This window comes from Kitasatospora arboriphila (assembly GCF_039528095.1).
Classification (GTDB): domain Bacteria; phylum Actinomycetota; class Actinomycetes; order Streptomycetales; family Streptomycetaceae; genus Kitasatospora; species Kitasatospora arboriphila.
The window spans coordinates 31,763-48,599 of record NZ_BAAALD010000043.1 but is presented as its reverse complement, the minus strand read 5'-3'; the positions used below and the strand labels follow the sequence as shown (position 1 = coordinate 48,599).

25 protein-coding genes and 2 pseudogenes are annotated in these 16,837 nt (G+C 75.9%); 11 read left to right on the top strand and 16 right to left on the bottom strand.

Annotated features, from left to right (window positions below; translation table 11 throughout):
- Positions 1 to 437 (bottom strand): hypothetical protein (locus ABD353_RS22075; RefSeq protein WP_344625363.1); only part of this gene is annotated, 437 nt, incomplete at its 3' end.
- A 290-nt stretch (positions 438 to 727) separates the two neighbouring features.
- On the opposite strand from ABD353_RS22075, the gene ddaH reads away from it, so the two are divergent.
- From ddaH to ABD353_RS22050, 5 genes are read left to right on the top strand one after another with little or no spacing between them, the layout of a single operon-like run.
- Positions 728 to 1,564 carry a dimethylargininase gene (ddaH, locus tag ABD353_RS22070; RefSeq protein WP_344625362.1) on the top strand — a complete coding sequence of 279 codons (837 nt, stop codon included), beginning with the start codon at positions 728 to 730 and terminating at the stop codon, positions 1,562 to 1,564.
- Between the two features lie 33 nt (positions 1,565 to 1,597).
- The gene (locus ABD353_RS22065; RefSeq protein ID WP_344625361.1) at positions 1,598 to 2,620 is read left to right on the top strand and encodes an iron-containing redox enzyme family protein; all 1,023 of its coding nucleotides are present in this window, start codon (positions 1,598 to 1,600) and stop codon (positions 2,618 to 2,620) included.
- A gap of 25 nt (positions 2,621 to 2,645) precedes the next feature.
- Complete coding sequence (locus ABD353_RS22060; RefSeq protein WP_425555224.1) at positions 2,646 to 3,221, top strand: CinA family protein; 576 nt, start codon at positions 2,646 to 2,648, stop codon at positions 3,219 to 3,221.
- On the top strand, positions 3,212 to 3,859 hold the full coding sequence (locus tag ABD353_RS22055) for a HemK2/MTQ2 family protein methyltransferase (RefSeq protein WP_344625360.1): 648 nt from the start codon (positions 3,212 to 3,214) through the stop codon (positions 3,857 to 3,859). Before ABD353_RS22060 ends, ABD353_RS22055 begins: the two co-directional genes overlap by 10 nt.
- Entirely contained in the window at positions 3,843 to 4,061 is a 219-nt protein-coding gene (locus ABD353_RS22050; RefSeq protein ID WP_344625359.1) for a CDGSH iron-sulfur domain-containing protein, read from the top strand. Before ABD353_RS22055 ends, ABD353_RS22050 begins: the two co-directional genes overlap by 17 nt.
- 95 nt (positions 4,062 to 4,156) lie before the next feature.
- Here ABD353_RS22050 and ABD353_RS22045 read toward each other — a convergent pair whose 3' ends face one another.
- Together ABD353_RS22045 and ABD353_RS22040 are read right to left on the bottom strand one after the other, a co-directional pair.
- Entirely contained in the window at positions 4,157 to 5,104 is a 948-nt protein-coding gene (locus tag ABD353_RS22045) for a helix-turn-helix domain-containing protein (RefSeq protein ID WP_344625358.1), read from the bottom strand.
- Between the two features lie 84 nt (positions 5,105 to 5,188).
- Positions 5,189 to 5,839 (bottom strand): phosphoribosyltransferase, encoded by a 651-nt coding sequence (locus ABD353_RS22040; RefSeq protein ID WP_344625357.1) that lies wholly within the window; start codon positions 5,837 to 5,839, stop codon positions 5,189 to 5,191.
- 184 nt (positions 5,840 to 6,023) lie between these two features.
- Between ABD353_RS22040 and ABD353_RS22035 the strand changes: the two genes are divergently transcribed.
- Together ABD353_RS22035 and ABD353_RS22030 are read left to right on the top strand one after the other, a co-directional pair.
- Complete coding sequence (locus tag ABD353_RS22035) at positions 6,024 to 6,581, top strand: hemerythrin domain-containing protein (RefSeq protein WP_344625356.1); 558 nt, start codon at positions 6,024 to 6,026, stop codon at positions 6,579 to 6,581.
- 10 nt (positions 6,582 to 6,591) lie between these two features.
- A complete protein-coding gene (locus ABD353_RS22030; protein ID WP_344625355.1) occupies positions 6,592 to 6,822 on the top strand; it encodes a hypothetical protein in 231 nt (76 codons plus the stop codon).
- A gap of 31 nt (positions 6,823 to 6,853) precedes the next feature.
- On the opposite strand, the gene ABD353_RS22025 is transcribed toward ABD353_RS22030, so the two are convergent.
- From ABD353_RS22025 to ABD353_RS22005, 5 genes are all read right to left on the bottom strand, one after another.
- A complete protein-coding gene (locus ABD353_RS22025; RefSeq protein WP_344625354.1) occupies positions 6,854 to 7,933 on the bottom strand; it encodes a sensor histidine kinase in 1,080 nt (359 codons plus the stop codon).
- A complete protein-coding gene (locus ABD353_RS22020) occupies positions 7,930 to 8,610 on the bottom strand; it encodes a response regulator transcription factor (protein ID WP_344625353.1) in 681 nt (226 codons plus the stop codon). Before ABD353_RS22020 ends, ABD353_RS22025 begins: the two co-directional genes overlap by 4 nt.
- Before the next feature lie 9 nt (positions 8,611 to 8,619).
- Positions 8,620 to 9,321: a VanZ family protein gene (locus ABD353_RS22015; RefSeq protein WP_344625352.1), complete on the bottom strand. Its 702-nt coding sequence runs from the start codon at positions 9,319 to 9,321 to the stop codon at positions 8,620 to 8,622.
- Between the two features lie 90 nt (positions 9,322 to 9,411).
- On the bottom strand, positions 9,412 to 9,825 hold the full coding sequence (locus ABD353_RS22010; RefSeq protein ID WP_344625351.1) for a DoxX family membrane protein: 414 nt from the start codon (positions 9,823 to 9,825) through the stop codon (positions 9,412 to 9,414).
- Positions 9,822 to 10,175: an STAS domain-containing protein gene (locus ABD353_RS22005; protein ID WP_344625350.1), complete on the bottom strand. Its 354-nt coding sequence runs from the start codon at positions 10,173 to 10,175 to the stop codon at positions 9,822 to 9,824. Before ABD353_RS22005 ends, ABD353_RS22010 begins: the two co-directional genes overlap by 4 nt.
- Before the next feature lie 295 nt (positions 10,176 to 10,470).
- On the opposite strand from ABD353_RS22005, the gene ABD353_RS22000 reads away from it, so the two are divergent.
- On the top strand, positions 10,471 to 10,830 hold the full coding sequence (locus tag ABD353_RS22000; RefSeq protein WP_344625349.1) for an STAS domain-containing protein: 360 nt from the start codon (positions 10,471 to 10,473) through the stop codon (positions 10,828 to 10,830).
- A gap of 22 nt (positions 10,831 to 10,852) precedes the next feature.
- On the opposite strand, the gene ABD353_RS21995 is transcribed toward ABD353_RS22000, so the two are convergent.
- The 8 genes from ABD353_RS21995 to ABD353_RS21960 all read right to left on the bottom strand — a co-directional run bounded on the left by ABD353_RS21995 (position 10,853) and on the right by ABD353_RS21960 (position 14,922).
- Entirely contained in the window at positions 10,853 to 11,323 is a 471-nt protein-coding gene (locus ABD353_RS21995; RefSeq protein ID WP_344625348.1) for an ATP-binding protein, read from the bottom strand.
- Between the two features lie 39 nt (positions 11,324 to 11,362).
- Positions 11,363 to 11,821: a DUF6480 family protein gene (locus ABD353_RS21990; protein ID WP_344625347.1), complete on the bottom strand. Its 459-nt coding sequence runs from the start codon at positions 11,819 to 11,821 to the stop codon at positions 11,363 to 11,365.
- 122 nt (positions 11,822 to 11,943) lie between these two features.
- Positions 11,944 to 12,156, bottom strand: coding sequence for a DUF6296 family protein (locus ABD353_RS21985; RefSeq protein ID WP_344625346.1), 213 nt, complete (start codon positions 12,154 to 12,156; stop codon positions 11,944 to 11,946).
- Between the two features lie 87 nt (positions 12,157 to 12,243).
- Complete coding sequence (locus ABD353_RS21980) at positions 12,244 to 13,344, bottom strand: carboxylate-amine ligase (protein ID WP_344625345.1); 1,101 nt, start codon at positions 13,342 to 13,344, stop codon at positions 12,244 to 12,246.
- Positions 13,345 to 13,578: 234 nt separating this feature from the next.
- Positions 13,579 to 13,959 (bottom strand): STAS domain-containing protein, encoded by a 381-nt coding sequence (locus ABD353_RS21975; RefSeq protein ID WP_344625344.1) that lies wholly within the window; start codon positions 13,957 to 13,959, stop codon positions 13,579 to 13,581.
- A 75-nt stretch (positions 13,960 to 14,034) separates the two neighbouring features.
- The gene (locus ABD353_RS21970; protein ID WP_344625343.1) at positions 14,035 to 14,250 is read right to left on the bottom strand and encodes a hypothetical protein; all 216 of its coding nucleotides are present in this window, start codon (positions 14,248 to 14,250) and stop codon (positions 14,035 to 14,037) included.
- A 32-nt stretch (positions 14,251 to 14,282) separates the two neighbouring features.
- Positions 14,283 to 14,669 carry a DUF2267 domain-containing protein gene (locus ABD353_RS21965; protein ID WP_344625342.1) on the bottom strand — a complete coding sequence of 129 codons (387 nt, stop codon included), beginning with the start codon at positions 14,667 to 14,669 and terminating at the stop codon, positions 14,283 to 14,285.
- 34 nt (positions 14,670 to 14,703) lie between these two features.
- Positions 14,704 to 14,922: a hypothetical protein gene (locus ABD353_RS21960; RefSeq protein ID WP_344625341.1), complete on the bottom strand. Its 219-nt coding sequence runs from the start codon at positions 14,920 to 14,922 to the stop codon at positions 14,704 to 14,706.
- Positions 14,923 to 15,193: 271 nt separating this feature from the next.
- Here ABD353_RS21960 and ABD353_RS21955 point away from each other — a divergent pair, with 271 nt between their 5' ends.
- The 3 genes and pseudogenes from ABD353_RS21955 (at position 15,194) to ABD353_RS21945 (ending at position 16,777) form a co-directional block, all read left to right on the top strand.
- Complete coding sequence (locus tag ABD353_RS21955; protein WP_344625340.1) at positions 15,194 to 15,466, top strand: hypothetical protein; 273 nt, start codon at positions 15,194 to 15,196, stop codon at positions 15,464 to 15,466.
- Positions 15,409 to 15,563 (top strand): annotated as a pseudogene (locus ABD353_RS21950) (metallophosphoesterase); the annotation flags it as partial. The gene ABD353_RS21955 and the pseudogene ABD353_RS21950, both read left to right, overlap by 58 nt.
- A gap of 448 nt (positions 15,564 to 16,011) precedes the next feature.
- A pseudogene (locus ABD353_RS21945) lies at positions 16,012 to 16,777 on the top strand (alpha/beta hydrolase).
- Positions 16,778 to 16,837: the final 60 nt, after the last annotated feature.

Here is a 16,837-nt window from a genome sequence, read left to right as displayed (position 1 = left end):
CCGCCCCCCCCCCCCCCGCGGGGGGCGGCGAGGCCGCGGGTGAGGCCGTCGGCCTCGTCCTGCGGGTCGCCGTCGGCCCCGCCGGTGAGGCAGGTGCCGGGCGGGACGACGACGACCAGGACCTCGCCGCGTTCGCGGGCCGCGGTCCGCCACTCGGGGGAGGCCGCGGGCTTGGGCACCGGCTCCCAGGACTGCCGGCCGCCGACGAAGAGCAGCCGGTCGACCAGCGGGCCGTTCATCACCACCACGGCGGTGCTCTGCGGCGCGTCGCCGGCTGCCAGCAGGAAGCCGCTCTCCAGGGCGTGGGTGAGCAGTTCGGCGTGCCACCGCCGCCCGACCTCGATGAACGCCTCCGCGACGGGTGGGCCGATCTCCTGTTCCTGCACGGTGAGCGCCCACACCGTGGGCTCCGAGTCGGAGTCGATGTCCTCGCTCACGGGGCCACCTCCGTGGGTCTGCGTCGCGCCGGTCGGTCGTACCGTCGCGCCTACCCGCCCGGGGGCGGCCCACGCCTGGTCGGATCCCGGGCGGATCCGCGGTTCGGGGTGTCCGCGGGGGCACGCCGGACGGACGGCGCGGATCGCGCGGCTGCGGCGGAGGTTCCACCGGTCGTGACCCGGCGCGGCCCGGGGCCGGTGGACGTGTGTCCCTGCGGGCCCCGGGTAGGCGCGGCGCAGACCGCGTGCCGGAAGGCCCCGGCACCGGGCCCGACCGGGAGCTTCTGACCATGACCCGTGCGCCGATCCCTCCGCCCGTTCCCGAACCCCGCCGTCGGCGGTACCTGCTCTGCCCGCCGACGCACTTCGCGGTGGACTACGCGATCAACCCGTGGATGGACCCGGGACGTCCGGTCGACGGTGCCGCGGCGGAGCGGCAGTGGCGGCGGCTCTGTGCGGTGCTGCGTGGCCTGGGGCACGAGGTGGCGACCGTGGATCCGCTGCCGGGGCTGCCCGACATGGTGTTCACGGCCAACGGCGCCACCGTGGTGGACGGGCGGGTGCTGGTGGCGCGGTTCAAGCACGCGGAACGCGCGGGCGAGGCCGCGGCCCACCGCCGCTGGTTCGCGGGGGCGGGTTTCCGGCCGGTGCACACGGCGAGCCTGGTCAACGAGGGCGAGGGCGACCTGCTGGTCGCCGGGCGGCGGATCCTGGCCGGTTCGGGTTTCCGGACGACCGCGCCGGCCCACCGCGAGGCGCAGCGTCTGCTCGGCCTGCCGGTGGTCACCCTGCAGCTGGTCGATCCGCGTTTCTACCACCTGGACACCGCGCTGGCCGTGCTGGGCGACGATCAGATCATGTACTGGCCGCCAGCCTTCTCCGCCGCGAGCCGGCGGCTGCTGGCCACCCTGTACCCGGACGCCGTCCGCGGGGCGGCGGCGGACGCGGCCGTGTTCGGGCTGAACGCGGTCTGCGACGGGCGGCACGTGGTGCTGCCGCGGGCCGCCACCGGCCTGGCCGCACAGGTGCACGCGCGCGGCTACCGCCCCGTCCCGGTGGAGATGCCCGAGCTGCTGAAGGCGGGCGGCGGTCCCAAGTGCTGCACGCTCGAACTCCGCGGTGCGTGAGCGCGCCGAGGCCCCCGTGAGAGAGGTTCCCGCATGACGACCGCCCTGCGTCCCGCCGCCCCTGCCGCGCCCGTCCTGCCCGCGGCCCGCGGCCCGCTGTCCGCGCTGGTGCTGGAGGCGCTGACCGCCGCGCCGGGCACCGGGCCCGGCTGCCCGGCGGACGTCGGGGACCCGTGGGGCGAGGACGCGCAGCTGGCCCTGTACGTCTGCTACGAGCTCCACTACCAGGGGTTCCACGGGGTCGATCCGGCCTGGGAGTGGGACACCGGTCTGCTGGCGCTGCGCGCCCGGCTGGAGGCGGCGTTCCTCGCGGCGCTGCGCGGGGCGGTGGGCGGTCCGGGCCCGCTGGACGGGGTGGTCGCCGATCTGCTCGTGGAGCCGCCGGACGGGACGGGGCCCTCGTTCCACCTGCTGGAGCGCGGCGAGCGCTGGCAGGCCCGGGAGTACGTGGTGCACCGGTCGCTCTACCACCTGAAGGAGGCCGACCCGCAGCTGTGGGCCGTCCCGCGGCTGCCGCACCCGGCGAAGGCCGCCCTGATGACCGTGCAGTACGACGAGTACGGGTCGGGGCGGCCCGAGCGGGCGCATGCGCTGCTGTTCGGGCGGATGATGGCCGACCTCGGCCTCGACACCCGCTACGGCCACTACCTGGACGCCGTCCCCGCCCCCGCCCTGGCGGTGGTCAACCTGATGTCGCTGTTCGGGCTGCACCGGGCGCTGCGCGGCGCGGCGGTCGGCCAGTTCGCCGCGGTCGAGATCACCTCCCCGCCGGGGGCGGCCCGGCTGGCCCGTGCGCTGGAGCGCCTCGGCGCCTCCCCGGACGGCACGCTGTTCTACCGGGAGCACGTGGTGGCCGACGCCGTCCACGAGCAGTTGGTGCGGCGCACCGTGCTGGAGCCGCTGGTGGCCGGCGACCCGGCGCTGGCCGCGGACATCGCCTTCGGCATCGCCGCCACCGGCGCGGTCGAGGACCGGTTGGCCGGGCATCTGCTGGATGCCTGGGGCCGGGGCCGCAGCTCGCTGCGGGTGCCGCTCGGCGACGGCCCGCCGGCCTGACGGCCGTTCGTGCGAGGAGCCGACCGTGTCCGACCGTCCCTCCCCCGGCAGCCGGCTGGACCGGCCGGCCCGGCTCGCCCGGCAGATCACCGCGGCGCTGGACGCGGCCGGCCACACCGTCGCCGCCGCCGAGTCCCTGACCGCCGGCGCGCTCTGTCAGGTGCTCGCCGAGGCACCCGGTGCCTCCGCCGTCCTGCGCGGCGGCGTGGTCGCCTACGCCACCGAGCTGAAGGAGGGCCTGCTCGGGGTCGACGCGGCCCTGCTGCGCGAGCACGGCCCGGTGGATGCGGGGGTCGCCGCGCAGATGGCCGAGGGCGTCCGCCGGCTGACCGGGGCGTGGTACGGCCTGGCCACCACCGGCGTCGCGGGGCCGGCCCCGCAGGACGGCCACCCGGTGGGCACGGTCTTCGTCGCCCTCGCCTCGCCGCGCGGCACCACCACAGCCGAGCCCTCCCCCGCCGCCGGCGACCGCGACGGGATCCGCCGCGCGGCCGTCCTCGCCGCCCTGGAACTCCTGCACGGGGTCCTCCGGCCCCCCGCCGACCAGGGCGTTCCGCGGTTCGGTTCGGGACCGGCGGGCAGGCGCGCACCATGCTTCTGATCACCCCGCCGGGCGTGTACCCGGCCCAGGGGGACACCCGGCTGCTCACCGAGGCGCTGGAGCGTGAGGTGCTCGACGGCCGGAGGGTCCTCGACCTGTGCACCGGCAGCGGGGCGGTGGCGATGGCCGCCGCGGCGCTGGGTGCCCGGGTGACGGCGGTGGACGTGTCCCGCCGTGCCCTGGCGGCCGCCGCCGCCAATCTGCTGCTCAACCGCCGCCGGGTGCGGCTGCGCCACGGCGATCTGCTGGCCCCGGTCGCCGGGGCCCGGTTCGACCTGATCACCGCGAACCCGCCGTACGTGCCCAGCCGGTCGGCGCCGCCCCGCCGCGGGATCGCTCGCAGTTGGGACGCCGGCCGCGACGGCCGCGCCCTGTTGGACCGGATCTGCGCCGACGCCCCGGCGCTGCTCGCGCCGGGCGGGGTGCTGCTCGTGGTGCAGTCGGCGGTGGCCGGCGTCCCGGCGACCTGTGCCGCGCTCGCCCGCGCCGGGCTGCGGGTCGGCATCGCGGCACGGCTGCGCCAGCCGTTCGGGCCGGTGATGACCGCCCGGGCCGGCTGGTTCGAGGAGCGCGGCCTGATCGCGCCGGGGCAGCGCGAGGAGGAACTGGTGGTGGTCCGCGGTGTCCGGCCCGTCTGAGCGCGCGCCGCGGCGGGTCACCGTCGCCGAGGACGGGCCGTTCCTGGTGGAGGGCCCGGTGGAGGTCGTCCTGCCGGACGGCACCCGGCAGGTGAGCGAGCGGCCGGTGGTCGCCCTGTGCGCCTGCCGGCGCAGCCGGTGCTTCCCGTTCTGCGACACCAGCCACCGCCGCCGGAGCCGGCCGCCGGACCCGCAGGTTTGAAGCCCGCCGCGCTGCCCAGAGGCGGTGCACGGGTGTCACGGCGTCCTGCCCCCTCGCCGTGGCACCCGACCCGCGGTGAGCGGGGCCGGCGGCGGTCAGCGTCTGAGGGTGACGGAGGGGGCGACGCCGTAGGCGCGCCGGTAGGCCTCGGCGAAGCGGCCGGGGTGGGCGAAGCCCCAGCGGGCGGCGGCCCCGGTGACGGTCAGCCCGTCCTGCGGCGTGGCGGCCCTGAGGTCGGCGTGCGCCCGGGCGAGCCGGACGCGGCGCAGGTACGCCAGCGGGGTGCACCCGGCGTACCGGCGGAAGGAGTACTGCAGGGCCCTGGGCGTGACGCAGGCCGCCGCGGCGACGGCCGCCAGGGTGAGGTCCTGGTCGGCGTTGTCGTCGATGAAGGCGACGGCGCGGCGCAGGGTCGCGGGGGTGGCGTCCCGGCTGTCGGCGGGTACCGGGTCGGTGCGGGCGTTGTGCGGCAGGGCGGCCAGGGTCGCGGTGGCGAGGTGCTGGGCGGCGCTGGACACCAGCAGGTCGGACTCGCAGGCGGCCGGGTTGTCGAGGACGCCGTCGCGGAGGTAGGCCACGGCGGCGGTGAGCTGGCGGTTGGCCTCGGGCGTGACCGCGCGGGGGCCGGTCAGCCGGACGGGCCCGCCGCCCGCGGGGACGGCCGGGGCGGCGTCGGCGAGCAGCGCCGGGTCGAACATCGCGATGGTGTAGCGGGCCGAGCGGACCTCGCCGCGGTACGGGCGGTCGGGCGGCGCGATCAGGAAGGTCTCCCCGGAGCCGAAGACCTCCTCGCGGCCGTCGGTGAGGTCGACGATGGTGCCCGCGTGCACGGTGATCAGGCACACCTTGCCGAGGCTGCCCGCGTCGTAGCCCATGGTGTAGCCGAAGGAGAGGCGGTCCACCGACAGCGGGCCGACCGCGCGCCGGCTGATCCGCACCCGCGCGTCCTCGACCGGGCCGCCGATCCGCATCGGCGTGTAGGCGGACGAGAGGAACTCCTCCGTCGCGTCCAGACTCGCGCTGTCGAACAGGAACGACTCCATCTCCACCACCAGACTCGTGCCCCGGACCTTCGACGCTACGCCGGTCGACCCGCACCCGGGGCGGACACGAGGACGGCGGCGGGGTCAGGAGGCCGCGGGGACGGTCGCCATGGCGTCGAGCACCTCCCGGTCGGAGGGCGGATGGAAGTCCTCGTACCAGTCGCCGACGTCCCGCAGGTACCAGGACCGGTGCGGGCAGACCAGTTCGTCGGCCACCGGCTGCACGGCGGCGGTGGCGCGGGCGGCGCTCACCGGCGCGGCCATGATCAGCCGGGCCGGCCGCTGCTCGCGCAGGCGGCAGAGCGCGGCCCGCGCGACGACGCCGGTGGCGAGGCCGTCGCCGACGAGGATGACGGTCCGGCCCCGGACCCGCGGGAACGGCCGGTCCTCGCGGTAGAGCGCCTCGCAGCGGTCCACCTCCGCCCGCCCGTCGGCGACCTCCCCGGCCAGCCGCTGCTTCGTCAGGCCCATCGTGCGCAGCGCGTGCTCCTGCCACTGCGGCGGCGTGCCGGGCAGCAGCGCGCCCACCGGGACCTCGGGGCTGTCCGGGGCGCGCACGAGCCGGGCGACGAGTACGTCGAACTGCGCCCCGAGGACGGTCGCCACGGCCGCGCCGACCGGCACTCCTCCGGGCGGGAGGGCGAGCACCAGCGGATCCGGCGGTACGCCGCCGAGCTGTCTGCACAGCGCCTCGGCGAGGTCGCGGCCCGCCTGCTCGCGGTCGTGGAAACGCATGCCGTCCACCTTCTGCCGTCCGTTCCGTCCCCCGGTCGGTCCTTCGCGGCGTCGTCTACCCGCTGTGACGGAAGCCATCGGGCCGTCCGGGGGACGTCCGCCGGACGGCACGTGTGCACCCGGCCGGACGGGGCACCCGCCGGTCACGGCCCGCACCGGGCGGGCCCCTACCGAGGAGGCGGCGATGGCAGGCCACGGCGGCGACGTCATCAAGGAACTCGAGACCGACCACCGCGAGGTCGAGGAGCTCTTCGCGCAGATCATGCAGGCCACCGGGGAACACCGGAAGTCGCTGCTCGACGAGGTGACGATCGAGCTCGTCCGGCACTCCGTGGCCGAGGAGGCCCACCTGTACCCCGCGGTCCGCGAGTACGTGGGCGGCGGCGACGCGATGGCCGACCGCGAGGTCGAGGACCACGCGAAGGTCGAGCGGCTGCTCAAGGAGATCGAGGGCAAGGACGCCGGCGACCCCCGGCTGGACACCCTGACGACCACCCTGGTCGACGAGGTCACCTCGCACATCCGAGACGAGGAGCAGAACCTCTTCCCGGCCCTGCGCGCGGCCTGCAGCCAGGCCGACCTGGAGGTGCTGGGCAACCAGGTGCGCCGCTCCAAGGCGACCGCACCGACCCGGCCGCACCCCGGCGCGCCCTCCTCGCCGGCCGCCCGCAAGGTGCTGGCCCCGGGCGTCGGCCTGATCGACCGGGTGCGGGACTACGTGTCCGACCGCGGCGCGGCGTGAGGAGGGGACCGTGAGCATCCGGCGCCGGGCGTACCCGGAGGCACACCCCGAGGAACACCCCGAGGCGGGCCGCGGCCGGGCCCGACGGGACGACCGCGGCACCGGGCCGTCGGAACGCGGGCGCGGCCGGGAGCGGGCCGCCGACCGGGAGGGCGCGGGCAGCAGCGCCGCGCCCTCCCCGGCGGCGGGCCGCGACGACGACGGGCCGAGGCCGCCGGCGGCCGACACCGCAGCGCCCTGACGGCCGTCCGGTCACCGGGCGGGGGTGCCGCCTACGACGTGCCGGGGAGCCGGACCGTGACGAGCAGGCCGCCTGCGGGGCGCGCGGCGAGGTCGAGCGTCCCGCCGTGGGCGCGGACGATGCTGTGCACGATGGCCAGGCCGAGGCCGGCGCCCTCGTGCTCGTCGGTGCGGACGCGTTCCGTGCCGCGCCGGAAGGGTTCGGTGAGGGTCGGCAGCAGGTCCGGCGGGAGCGGGCGGCCCGTGTTCTCGACCCGCAGCACGCTCGTGCCGCCCTGCGTCCCGGTGTGCACCGTCACGGTGCCGCCGGCGGGCAGGTTGTGGACGACGGCGTTCTGGACGAGGTTGGTCGCCATCCGCAGCAGGAGTTCCGCGGAGCCGCTCGTCCGGGCCGCCCCGCCGGTGACCTCCAGCGTGGTCCCGCGCCGTTCGGCGAGCGGCAGCAGCGTCTCGGCGGCCTCCTCCGCCACCAGGGAGAGGTCGACGTCCTCGCGGGGGAGGTTGCCGCGGTCGGCGCGGCCGAGCAGCAGGAGCGCCTCGGTGAGGTCGATCGCCCGGGTGTTGACGGCGTGCAGGCGTTCGACGACCTCGCCCGGGTTCCGCGTCGGGTCCTTGCGGGCGACGTCGAGGAGCGTCCGGGTGATCGCCAGCGGGGTGCGCAGTTCGTGCGAGGCGTTCGCGGCGAACCGCTGCTGCTCGGCGACGTGGGACTCCAGCTGGTCGAGCATCGAGTCGAAGGTGTCGGAGAGTTCGCGGAACTCGTCCTGCCGGCCCTCCATGCGGATCCGGTGGGACAGCGAGCCCTTCCCGGCCGTCCGTGCCGCCTCGGTGATCCGGGTGAGCGGAGCGAGCATCCGGCCCGCGAGGATCCATCCGCCGACGAGGCCGAACACCAGGAGGAAGGCCATCGCCACGGCCGCGGCGGGGGCGAAGGTGTGCACCAGGAGGTAGCGGTTGGGCGACACCCCGAGCAGGCCCTGGCTGTTGTCGGGGACGTAGCGCAGCAGGTACAGCCACACCACGCCCAGCAGGAGGGCACCGGCCACGACGAGGAACCCGACGTAGCTGAGGGTGAGTTTGAGTCGGGCGCTCGGCCCGGGCCGTCTGTTCACGGGCGGGTGGTGTCCGTGCCGGTGTCGATGCGGTAGCCGACGCCGGGCACCGTGGCGATGATCCACGGCTCGCCGAGCCGCTTGCGCAGCGCGGAGACGGTGATGCGGACGGCGTTGGTGAGGGGGTCGGCGTTCTCGTCCCAGGCCCGCTCCAGCAGCTGTTCGGCACTGACGACCCCGCCGCCGGCGGCGACCAGGACCTCCAGCACCGCGAACTGCTTGCGGGTCAGCGCGACGTGCCGGCCGTCGCGGAAGACCTCCCGGCGGAAGGGGTCGAGCCGCAGGCCCGCGATCTCGCGGACCGGCGGCCGCAGGTGCGCGCGTCGGCGGTCGAGCGCCCTCAGCCGCAGGACGAGCTCCCGCAGGTCGAACGGCTTGGTGAGGTAGTCGTCGGCGCCGAGCCCGAACCCGGACGCCTTGTCGTCGATCCGGTCGGCGGCGGTGAGCATCAGGATCGGGATGCCGCTGCCGGAGGCGACGATGCGCCGGGCGACCTCGTCGCCGGAGGGGCCGGGGATGTCCCGGTCGAGGATCGCGAGGTCGTAGGAGTGGACGCCGAGCAGCTCCAGGGCACAGTCGCCGTCGCCGGCGATGTCGGCGGCGATCGCCTCCAGCCGGAGGCCGTCCCGGACGGCTTCGGCCAGGTAGGGCTCGTCCTCCACGATCAGTACGCGCATGCCGGAAGCCTAAGCCGCGACCGGCGCGGGGCGGGACGGCTCCGACGGCGCCCGGTCCGCGGTGCGCCACCAGCGGCGCGAGGCGAGGCCGGCCAGCCCGGCGCCGACGGCGTTGACCAGGACGTCGTCCACGGAGGACACCCGGTCCAGCTGCAGGACGTACTGCGCGGTCTCGACCAGGACGGAGCAGCCCGCCCCGAGCGCCAGCACGCGAGGCACGGACGCCAGCGCCGCGAACCGCATCGGCGCGAAGAAGCCCAGCGCCGCGAAGACCAGCAGGTTGCCCACGATCCCCAGCGCCCCCATCGTGACCAGGTCCCGCAGCGGCACCAGGCTCACCCGGGCGGGCACGGTGCCGGCCCCGCCGCCCGGCATCATGGTCATCCACACGAACGGCACCGTCCCGTGGACCATGCCGACCTCGGCCAGCGACCTCCGCCACGCCCGGCCGGCCCCGGCGGCACGTCGGCGGTGCGCCAGGGCCCACGCCACCAGCACCGACAGCGGCAGCACGACCAGCGTCATCAGCACCACCCCGTTGAAGGTGTCGAAGCAGCCGTGCCACCGCCCGGCCATGCACCGCGGGGCGGACATCATCAGCGGCCGGCGGACGACGAACGCGGCGCCCGCCAGGCCGAGGACCGCCAGGCCGAGGAGCCCGGCCCTGAGCGTGCGGCGGGGCGGTGCGGACGGGGAGGCGTCGAGGTTCATGCCCCCATTCGAGCCGGTGGGGCGTTGCGGCGGCGTATGCGGTTTTCGATACGCCCGCGATACACGCCCGCCCCACCGGCGGGAGCCGTCCTATGGGAGCAGGTGGTGGCCGTCCTCGTCGGCGGGGGCGGCCATCAGGAGGCCGCCGGGCATGGAGAGGTTCTTGAGGAAGTGGATGCGCTGCTGGGTGCGTTCGCCCTCGTCCTCGGCCTCCCGGAAGCGGTGGCCCGCCCAGGTGACCGGGAGGAGGGTGCAGGCGAGCACGGCCGCCGACAGCCGCGGCGGCTTCCCCGCCGCGAGGAGCAGGCCGGAGGCGGCCTGGACGCCGCCGTTCAGGCGGACGGCGTTGACGGTGCGGGCGGGTACCCCGGGCAGGTCGGACAGGGCGTCGACGACCGGCCGGGCGGCGGGTGCGAGGTGCTCGGGGCGCCGCACCGCGTCCGCCCCGCCGGCGATGAACGTCGAGGCCGGCAGGGGGCGTGCGCAGACCCTGACGACGGTCATGACAGGTGGCCTTCCAGCAGGGCGGCGGGCTCGACGTCGAACAGCTCGTGCGTTCCGGTCACCCGGAGGAGCTGGGCCAGCTGCTCGCGCGGCTCGCTCAGCCGGAAGGCGATGCCGTTCGCCGCGGCCCGCTCCCGGGCGACGATCAGTTCGTTCAGGCCCGCGGTGGTGCAGAACTCCAGGCCGGAGCAGTCCACCACGACGGTGTGGGGCGCCGGGAGGCGGCTCAGCGCCTTGTCCAGTGCGGCGCGCAGCGTCTCGGTGCTGCCGGTGTCGGCCTCCCCGGCCAGCTGGACGACCCGTAGGCCGGGCGTGGGCGAGCGGTGGGTGACGTGGATGACGGGATGCACGGGAGCCTCCTCCAGGGGTGCGGGGCCGCCCGCTCCGGGGGTCCCGCCCTGAATCTGTGCGCGCGCCTGCCCGGCCCACGCCCCCGGGAAACGAACGGCCGTCTCCGGCGTCGGCGGCGGAGCGTGACAAACCGGTCGGACCGATCGGATCGCCACGAAGCCGGAGGTTCTTCGTTTTCAGGACGGCGGAACCGTGCCGCTTCGCTCACGGTGCTGTGGACGGGCACCCGAATGGGCCAGTGTCGAACTGGTGACCTCCCGCTACGGGAGGCCCGGCCGACGAGAGGAACGGACCGTGGAAACCGAGTTCCGCGTGACCCGCCGCCCCGCCCCGCCGGGGGTGTGCAGGCTGGCACTGGCGGGACAGGTCGACATGGAGACCTCGGACGCCCTGGCCGAGGCCCTGGGTGGGGCACTGCTGGAGGAGCCGGCGCCCGAGCTGCTCACGGTGGACTGTGCCGCGCTGGACTTCTGCGGTTCCGCCGGCCTGAACGAACTCCTTCGCGCCCGGCAGATCGCCCTGGCGGCGGGGATCGGCTTCCGCCTGGCCTCGCCCAGCCCGCAGGTGGTCCGCCTCCTGGAAGTGACCGAAGCGGACACCGTCTTCGACATCGAGCTCACGGATCCCCGCCGGTTCGAGGGCACCGCCTGCTGACGGCCGCCGTCCGTCGCCGGCGTCATTCGAGCCGACCCGGATCGACCGGGAAGCCGTTGACCTGGGGCAGCGGCGGCAGCAGCTCGGCCCAGACGGTCTTGCCGCCGCCCACGGGCCGGTGGCCCCACCGCAGGGCGAGCCGCTCCACGATCTGCAGCCCGTGGCCGGAGGTCGCGTCGGGCCGGTAGGGGTGGAGGAGGACGGGCGGTGCGGAGTCCCCGTCCGTGACCGAGATCCTCAGCCGCCGTCCGGCCCTGTCGAGGTCGAGGCGGGTCGGCCCCGGGGTGTGCGCGCAAGCGTTGGCCACCAGTTCGTCGGCCACCAGGAAGGCGTCCTCCCGGACGCGCCGGGTCTCGGCCCGGTCGCGGCCGGCCGGGTACCAGTCGTCGAGGGTCTGCTGGACGAAGGCCATCGCCGTCGCCAGCGCGTGTTCCTGTCCGGGACGCAGGTGGCGGACGCGGTGGTCCGACAGTCCTGCGCGTTCGTCGGTCATGGCGTCCTCCCGCCGGCCCCCAGGGTCCGGGGGTGCTGCTCAGGCGAAGATCCGCGCCACCATGAAGACCAGGACGCAGAGGACCAGCAGCCCGACGACCAGCAGCGGCCACGGCCCCCAGGCCGTACGGAGTTCCGGCGGTTCGGGCACCGAGATGCCCGCCGTGGTGCTGGACTCGGCCGGCGGCGTCTCCTCGGGGGGTGCGGCTCGGACGGCCTGCGCGGCCGGCGCCGGGGACGTGCTCGCCAGTTCCCGCAGCGTCCCGGGCAGGTCCAGTTCGACGACGCCGGTACCGGGACCGGAGGCGCTCGCGTAGGCGAAGGCGCCGTCGTGCGTGAAGACGGCCATCAGTGAGCGTCCGGGACGGGTGAAGAGCAGGCGTTCGTTGCGCGTCCGGTCGCCGGGCTCGCGGCGCACCGCCCATCCGAGTTCGCCGGCCCGCTCGTAGAGTGCGGCCTGCTGCCGGCTGAGCGGCAGTCTTCGTACGACGGTGGCCATGACGGTGCACCCGTTCCGGTCGGTCCTTCCGCGTTCCAGCGCCTCGGGGCTCGCACCGGAATCGCCTGAGTCGATGCATCTGCCCGATAATCGTCGTCCCAACCCCGAGACGTCGGTTCCCCTCAGACGATCGGCTCCGCGCTGCGCGGCCGGCCGAGGTCCCGCGCGGTGACGACGGACCGGACGGTGCCGTCCGCCTCGATCTCGGCGCGCACCGTGCCCGACTCGTCGGTGTACACCTCGGTACCGCTGACGCCCCTCGCGCCGGTGGCGATCACGGTGACTTCGGTCGGCGACTCGTCGAAGACCAGCCGGTACTGCTTGGACCTGTGCATGGCCCGCCTCCTCGTCTCCGCGGCCCCGAGTGGGGCCCATGACGGGTGCCGGCCCCGGACACCCCGGCGCCGGACGTCGCCGGGGCCTCAGTCCAGCAGGCCGGCCGTCTCGTCGGTGACCATGCGGACGAGGCCCTTGCGGCCGGTCTGTCGGAGCTCGCGGCGCTGGCGCACCGCGCCGTTGCCCTCGGCGAGCAGGCGGCGCAGGGCCTGGTCGACGCGTTCCAGATCCCCGTCGGCACTGAGCTCCGGCCCGACGCGGGCGAGGAGCGTGGCGGCGGCCTCGGCAGCCGGGACCAGATTACCGGTGACGGGGTCGGGCAGCCGTTCGGCGAGGCCGTGCCGGGCGGCGTACCAGGCGGCGGTCTGCAGGAGCTCGGGCGGGGCGGGCGGCACGGCCGCGGCCCGGCGGGGATCCAGTGCCCGGGCGGCCAGGGCGCGGACGAGCCCGGCGAGCAGCACGGCCTCGTCCGCCCGCAACTGGACGTCGGTCGTGCGGACCTCGACGGTCGGGTAGCGCTCGGAGAGCCGGGCCTGCCAGTAGACCTGCGCGGTGTCGCGGATCAGTCCGGTGGCGACCAGTCGGTGGATCCGCCGGTCGTAGTCGGCGCCGTCCGCGAACGACGGGGGCACACCGCTGACCGGCCAACGGCCGAAGACGACCGTGCGCCAACTGGCGAAGCCGGTGTCCCGGCCCCGCCACAGCGGCGAGTTGGCGCCCAGCGCGGTCAGCACGGGCAGCCACGGGCGCAGCCCGTTGAGCACGGCCACGCCCTCCGCCCGGCCCGGCACGCCCACGTGCACGTGCATCCCGTTGATCAGCTGTTCGTCGGTGAGGGCGGGCGCGTCGCGGCGCATCCGGCGGTAACGCGCCGAGGGGGTGACCGGCACCGGGAGCCGGTCGGTGAACGGGGCCGAGCCGCAGGCGGCGAGCCGGCAGCCGCAGGCCTCGGCGGCACCGGTGAGGCAGTGGCGCAGCCGCAGCAGGTGCCCGCCGAGTTCGTCGAGGCTCCGGCAGACCGGGGTCGCCACCTCCAACTGGGCCTGCAGCAGTTCGCGCTGCACCTCACCGTGGGTCACCGCGGGATGCAGACCGGCCTCGGCCAGGACCCTCGCCGCACGCGCCACCGGCACCCCCGTGGCCGGGGAGACCAGGAGGTACTCCTCCTCCACGCCGATGGTGAGCACATGCGGCGGCTACCCGCAGTCGCCGAGGGTCAACCGTGCTTCTCCCCCAGGGACGCGGGGAAGGTCACCCCCAGGGGCGCGTGGGGCACCTCCCGGCCGAAGGCTGGGGGGAGAACTGCGCAATTCGGATGCGGGCCACCGTACACATCACGGCTTGACCCGTACTGTCGTGACACCCGCCCCCGGGCTGCGCAGTTCCCCGCGCCCTTGGGGGTCGCCCCGGCTCGGGTCCCGTCAGGGGCGCCGGGGGGCGGCGATGTGCCAGCCTCCGACGTCGACGAGGCCGAGGGCGTGGCACACGGCGGAGTGCGGGCCGGTGAGCCGGAGTTCGATCCCGCGGGCGGCCGCCGCGTCGAGCGCCTCGCGCAGGACGGCGATGCCCGCGTCGGAGCACCGCGCGAGGGCGCCGAGGTCCACGGTGACCGATCCGCCGGGCGGGCAGTGGCCGACCTCGCTGAGCAGGGCGTGCCGCAGCACGGACACGGCGGCGCTGTCCTGGGCCTCGGCCGCGACCAGGTGTCCGCGGCGCCGCGGCACGGCTCCGCCCGTCCGCCCGCGGGGCGAAGGCGCCGCCGCGGGTGCGGGGCGCGCCGGGGGGACGAGTGGGCTGGTCACAGCACCAGTGTGGACCTCGCGGACGGCGAAGTCAGCCCCCGGAACGAAACCCGCGGGTAGCCGGCCGCTGCCGGCTCAGGCGGTCGCGCCGAGGTCGGCGGGCCCCGGGCGGGTGGCGGGCCGGCGGACGACGACCGAGGGCCTGCGCCCGAACCTCGCCTCGCCCGGCCCGAGGGCGGCGAGGTCGTCGAGGAGTTCGCCGAGTGCGGCGAGGAGGGCTCGCTCGTGGCGCGTCTGCTCCTCGGCGGGGCGCTGCGCCGCGGTGTTGCGGGGGTGTGGAAGGTTCGGCACGGCGGACTCCTCACGGGTGGCGGGTGGGGCTCTCAGGTGAGTTCGGGGTGTCCGAGGAGCTCGGAGAAGCCGGCGGGCAGTTCGGTCACGAGGGCGTCGAGTTCGCTGTCGTCGACGGCCCCGGCCACGGTCCGCAGGACGGCGGAGGCGTCCACGGCGGCCTCGTCGACGGTGGTGTCCCGCGCTTCGGCGAGCCGGCCGAGGAAGCCTTCGGCGGTCCAGCTGGCCGCTTCGGTGTCCGGTTCGGGGAGCACCAGGTCGCCCAGTTCTTCGGGGAGTTGGTCGGCCAGGGCCTCGGCGGAGGCCGTGCCCAGCAGTTCGCCGAGCAGGCCGAGCACGGTGGTGACGGCCTCGTCCGTGCCGTCGTCCTCGTAGCCGCCCGTGTCGTGCACCAGGCGGAGGAATTCCTCGTGTTCCATGACGCGTCCCCTCGTGCGTCCGGACGGACGGTGGTCAGCCGGGGTCGGGCGGGTCCTCGTCCTCGGTCTGCCGGCCCTCGGGTTCCTGTTCGGCCACCGGGGTGCCCGCCCGTACGGTCTTCACGGTCGGTGTCCGCCGGTCGTCCCGGTCGCCCCGTTCATCCCGGTCGCCCCTGTCGTTGCGGTCGCCGTGGTGTTCGTCGGCGTGGTGGCCGGGCACTCCCCCGGCGCCGCCCTGCGGGATGTCCTCCATGGCTCCTCCCCGGGTGGTTCGGTCGCGGAGTACCGGTCTCGCCTGCCCGGCTGCCGAGCTGGCGAAACGCCGTCCGGTGCGCGTCGGCCCGGCGGATCCGGGTTCCGCCCGGGCCGGGTCGGCAAGAAGCCCGACAGCCCGTCCCCCCGACGGAGCCCGACAAGGTGTCCCGGACGGATGGCCGGCCGCCCGGGACGGTCGGACCGGTGTCGGACGCGGCCTCGTCCACGGACGGCCCGCCGGCAGCGGTGCGAGCAGGTCCGCCGGGCCGGTGCGGACCGGCGACCACAGGAGGTCCCGGCGTGACCGCACCCGGTTTCCCCCGCTCCGACCCGACCGCCCCCTCGACCGCGGCAACGGCGGCCAGGACCCCTCGCAGGGCATCCTGGAGGCGACCGAGCAGGTGGCCCGGCTGCTCAAGGCGAGCGGCCACCGCTTCGCGCTCGCGGGCAGTGTCGCCTCCTACGCGTCCTACGCGCACGGGGTGCCGCGGCGGACCTGGCCGTCCACGGCCACGCGCACGCGGGCACCGAGCACGGCATGACGGCGGGCGGGTGCCGGTGCGCAACGTGGCGCAGCCGGTCGTCAAGCACGCCTTCGCCCTGTACGAGCTGCACCCGGCCGGGACGGCCGGGTGCTGAGGCTCTTTCGGTTCACGTCCGGTCACGCCGTGGTGGTCGAGGCCGCGGAGGCGGTCGGAGCCGGGGCTGAACGGTCGACGCCCTGTCAGTACGGCAGCGGGCGGCCGGACGGGGTCCGCAGGTCGAGCGGGGGCCGCGGGCGGCCGCGGCCGGGCTTGGGTGCGATCCGGATCCTGGCCATCACCCTCACCTCCTCGCTTCGGGCCTGCAGGACGTCTGCCCGGGACGGGCGTTCCCACGCCTCCGACTGCCCTGCGGGAGAAGCCCCGGACGGAGTGGCGCCCGGGCTGGTACCGAACGGGCGGCCGTGCGACTGCCCGAGGAGGTGAGACCCGTGAACGCGGTTTCCGTGCGGGTGCTCCCTCTCGTCGTCACGGTCGAGCGGACGGTGTAGCCGTCGCCGGGAGCGCCTCGACTCACCGGGCGGACTCCCGAAGGGCACCACCTCATGCATGTTCTGCGGTCCACCGCCGGGTCGTCCGCGGACGGGGTCGTCGAGCGCGACTTCACCGTGGACGGGATCCCCGCCGTCCTCCGGTCGCCCGCCTCCGGCGCCGACGGCGCGCCGCTGGTCCTGTCGGGCCACGGCGGCGGCACCCACAAGAAGCATCCGGCGATGGCCGGCCGCGCCCGGCTCCTCGTGGCCGGCGGCGGCTTCCACGTCGCCTGCGTCGATGCGCCCGCCACCGGCGACCGGCCGCGCACCCCGCACGACGAGCGGGAGATCGCCGAGCTGTACCGGGCGCGGGCGGCCGGCGAGCCGGAGGGCCCGGTCGTCGTCCGCTACAACGCCCATGCGGCCGGACACAGGCGGTGCCCGAGTGGCGGGCCGTCCTGGACGCCCTCCAGCGGCTGCCGGAGATCGGCCCCGACGGGCCGGTCGGCTGGTTCGGCCTGAACACGGGCACCGCGATCGGCGTGCCCTTCGTCGCGGCCGAGCCGAGGATCACGGCCGCGGTGTTCGGCCGGCACTGGCCCGACGTGCTGGCCGAGCAGGCGAAGCTGATCACCGTGCCGGTCGAGTACGCGATGCAGTGGGACGACGAGCACATCCCGCATGAGGCCGGCCTGGCGCTGTTCGACGCCTTCGCCTCGTAGGAGAAGACGCTGCACGCCAACGCGGGCCGACGCAAGGGCTGCCGCGGTTCGAGGCCGACGGTGCCGTCCGGTTCTTCGTCCGGCACTTCGGCGGGCCGGCCGCCCGCACGCGCTGACGGGTTCGACGAGCCCGACGGGTGGCGGTGCCGGTGTCCGGCCCTCTCGGGTCCGGACAC

Bases quoted from the DNA above. Each gene is read 5' to 3' on its own strand.
- ddaH (WP_344625362.1), top strand. From the start codon at position 728: ATGACCCGTGCGCCGATCCCTCCGCCCGTTCCCGAACCCCGCCGTCGG.
- ABD353_RS22065 (WP_344625361.1), top strand. From the start codon at position 1,598: ATGACGACCGCCCTGCGTCCCGCCGCCCCTGCCGCGCCCGTCCTGCCC.
- ABD353_RS22055 (WP_344625360.1), top strand. From the start codon at position 3,212: ATGCTTCTGATCACCCCGCCGGGCGTGTACCCGGCCCAGGGGGACACC.
- ABD353_RS22045 (WP_344625358.1), bottom strand. From the start codon at position 5,104: ATGGAGTCGTTCCTGTTCGACAGCGCGAGTCTGGACGCGACGGAGGAG.
- ABD353_RS22040 (WP_344625357.1), bottom strand. From the start codon at position 5,839: ATGCGTTTCCACGACCGCGAGCAGGCGGGCCGCGACCTCGCCGAGGCG.
- ABD353_RS22035 (WP_344625356.1), top strand. From the start codon at position 6,024: ATGGCAGGCCACGGCGGCGACGTCATCAAGGAACTCGAGACCGACCAC.
- ABD353_RS22020 (WP_344625353.1), bottom strand. From the start codon at position 8,610: ATGCGCGTACTGATCGTGGAGGACGAGCCCTACCTGGCCGAAGCCGTC.
- ABD353_RS22015 (WP_344625352.1), bottom strand. From the start codon at position 9,321: ATGAACCTCGACGCCTCCCCGTCCGCACCGCCCCGCCGCACGCTCAGG.
- ABD353_RS22010 (WP_344625351.1), bottom strand. From the start codon at position 9,825: ATGACCGTCGTCAGGGTCTGCGCACGCCCCCTGCCGGCCTCGACGTTC.
- ABD353_RS21995 (WP_344625348.1), bottom strand. From the start codon at position 11,323: ATGACCGACGAACGCGCAGGACTGTCGGACCACCGCGTCCGCCACCTG.
- ABD353_RS21990 (WP_344625347.1), bottom strand. From the start codon at position 11,821: ATGGCCACCGTCGTACGAAGACTGCCGCTCAGCCGGCAGCAGGCCGCA.
- ABD353_RS21985 (WP_344625346.1), bottom strand. From the start codon at position 12,156: ATGCACAGGTCCAAGCAGTACCGGCTGGTCTTCGACGAGTCGCCGACC.
- ABD353_RS21965 (WP_344625342.1), bottom strand. From the start codon at position 14,669: ATGGAACACGAGGAATTCCTCCGCCTGGTGCACGACACGGGCGGCTAC.
- ABD353_RS21960 (WP_344625341.1), bottom strand. From the start codon at position 14,922: ATGGAGGACATCCCGCAGGGCGGCGCCGGGGGAGTGCCCGGCCACCAC.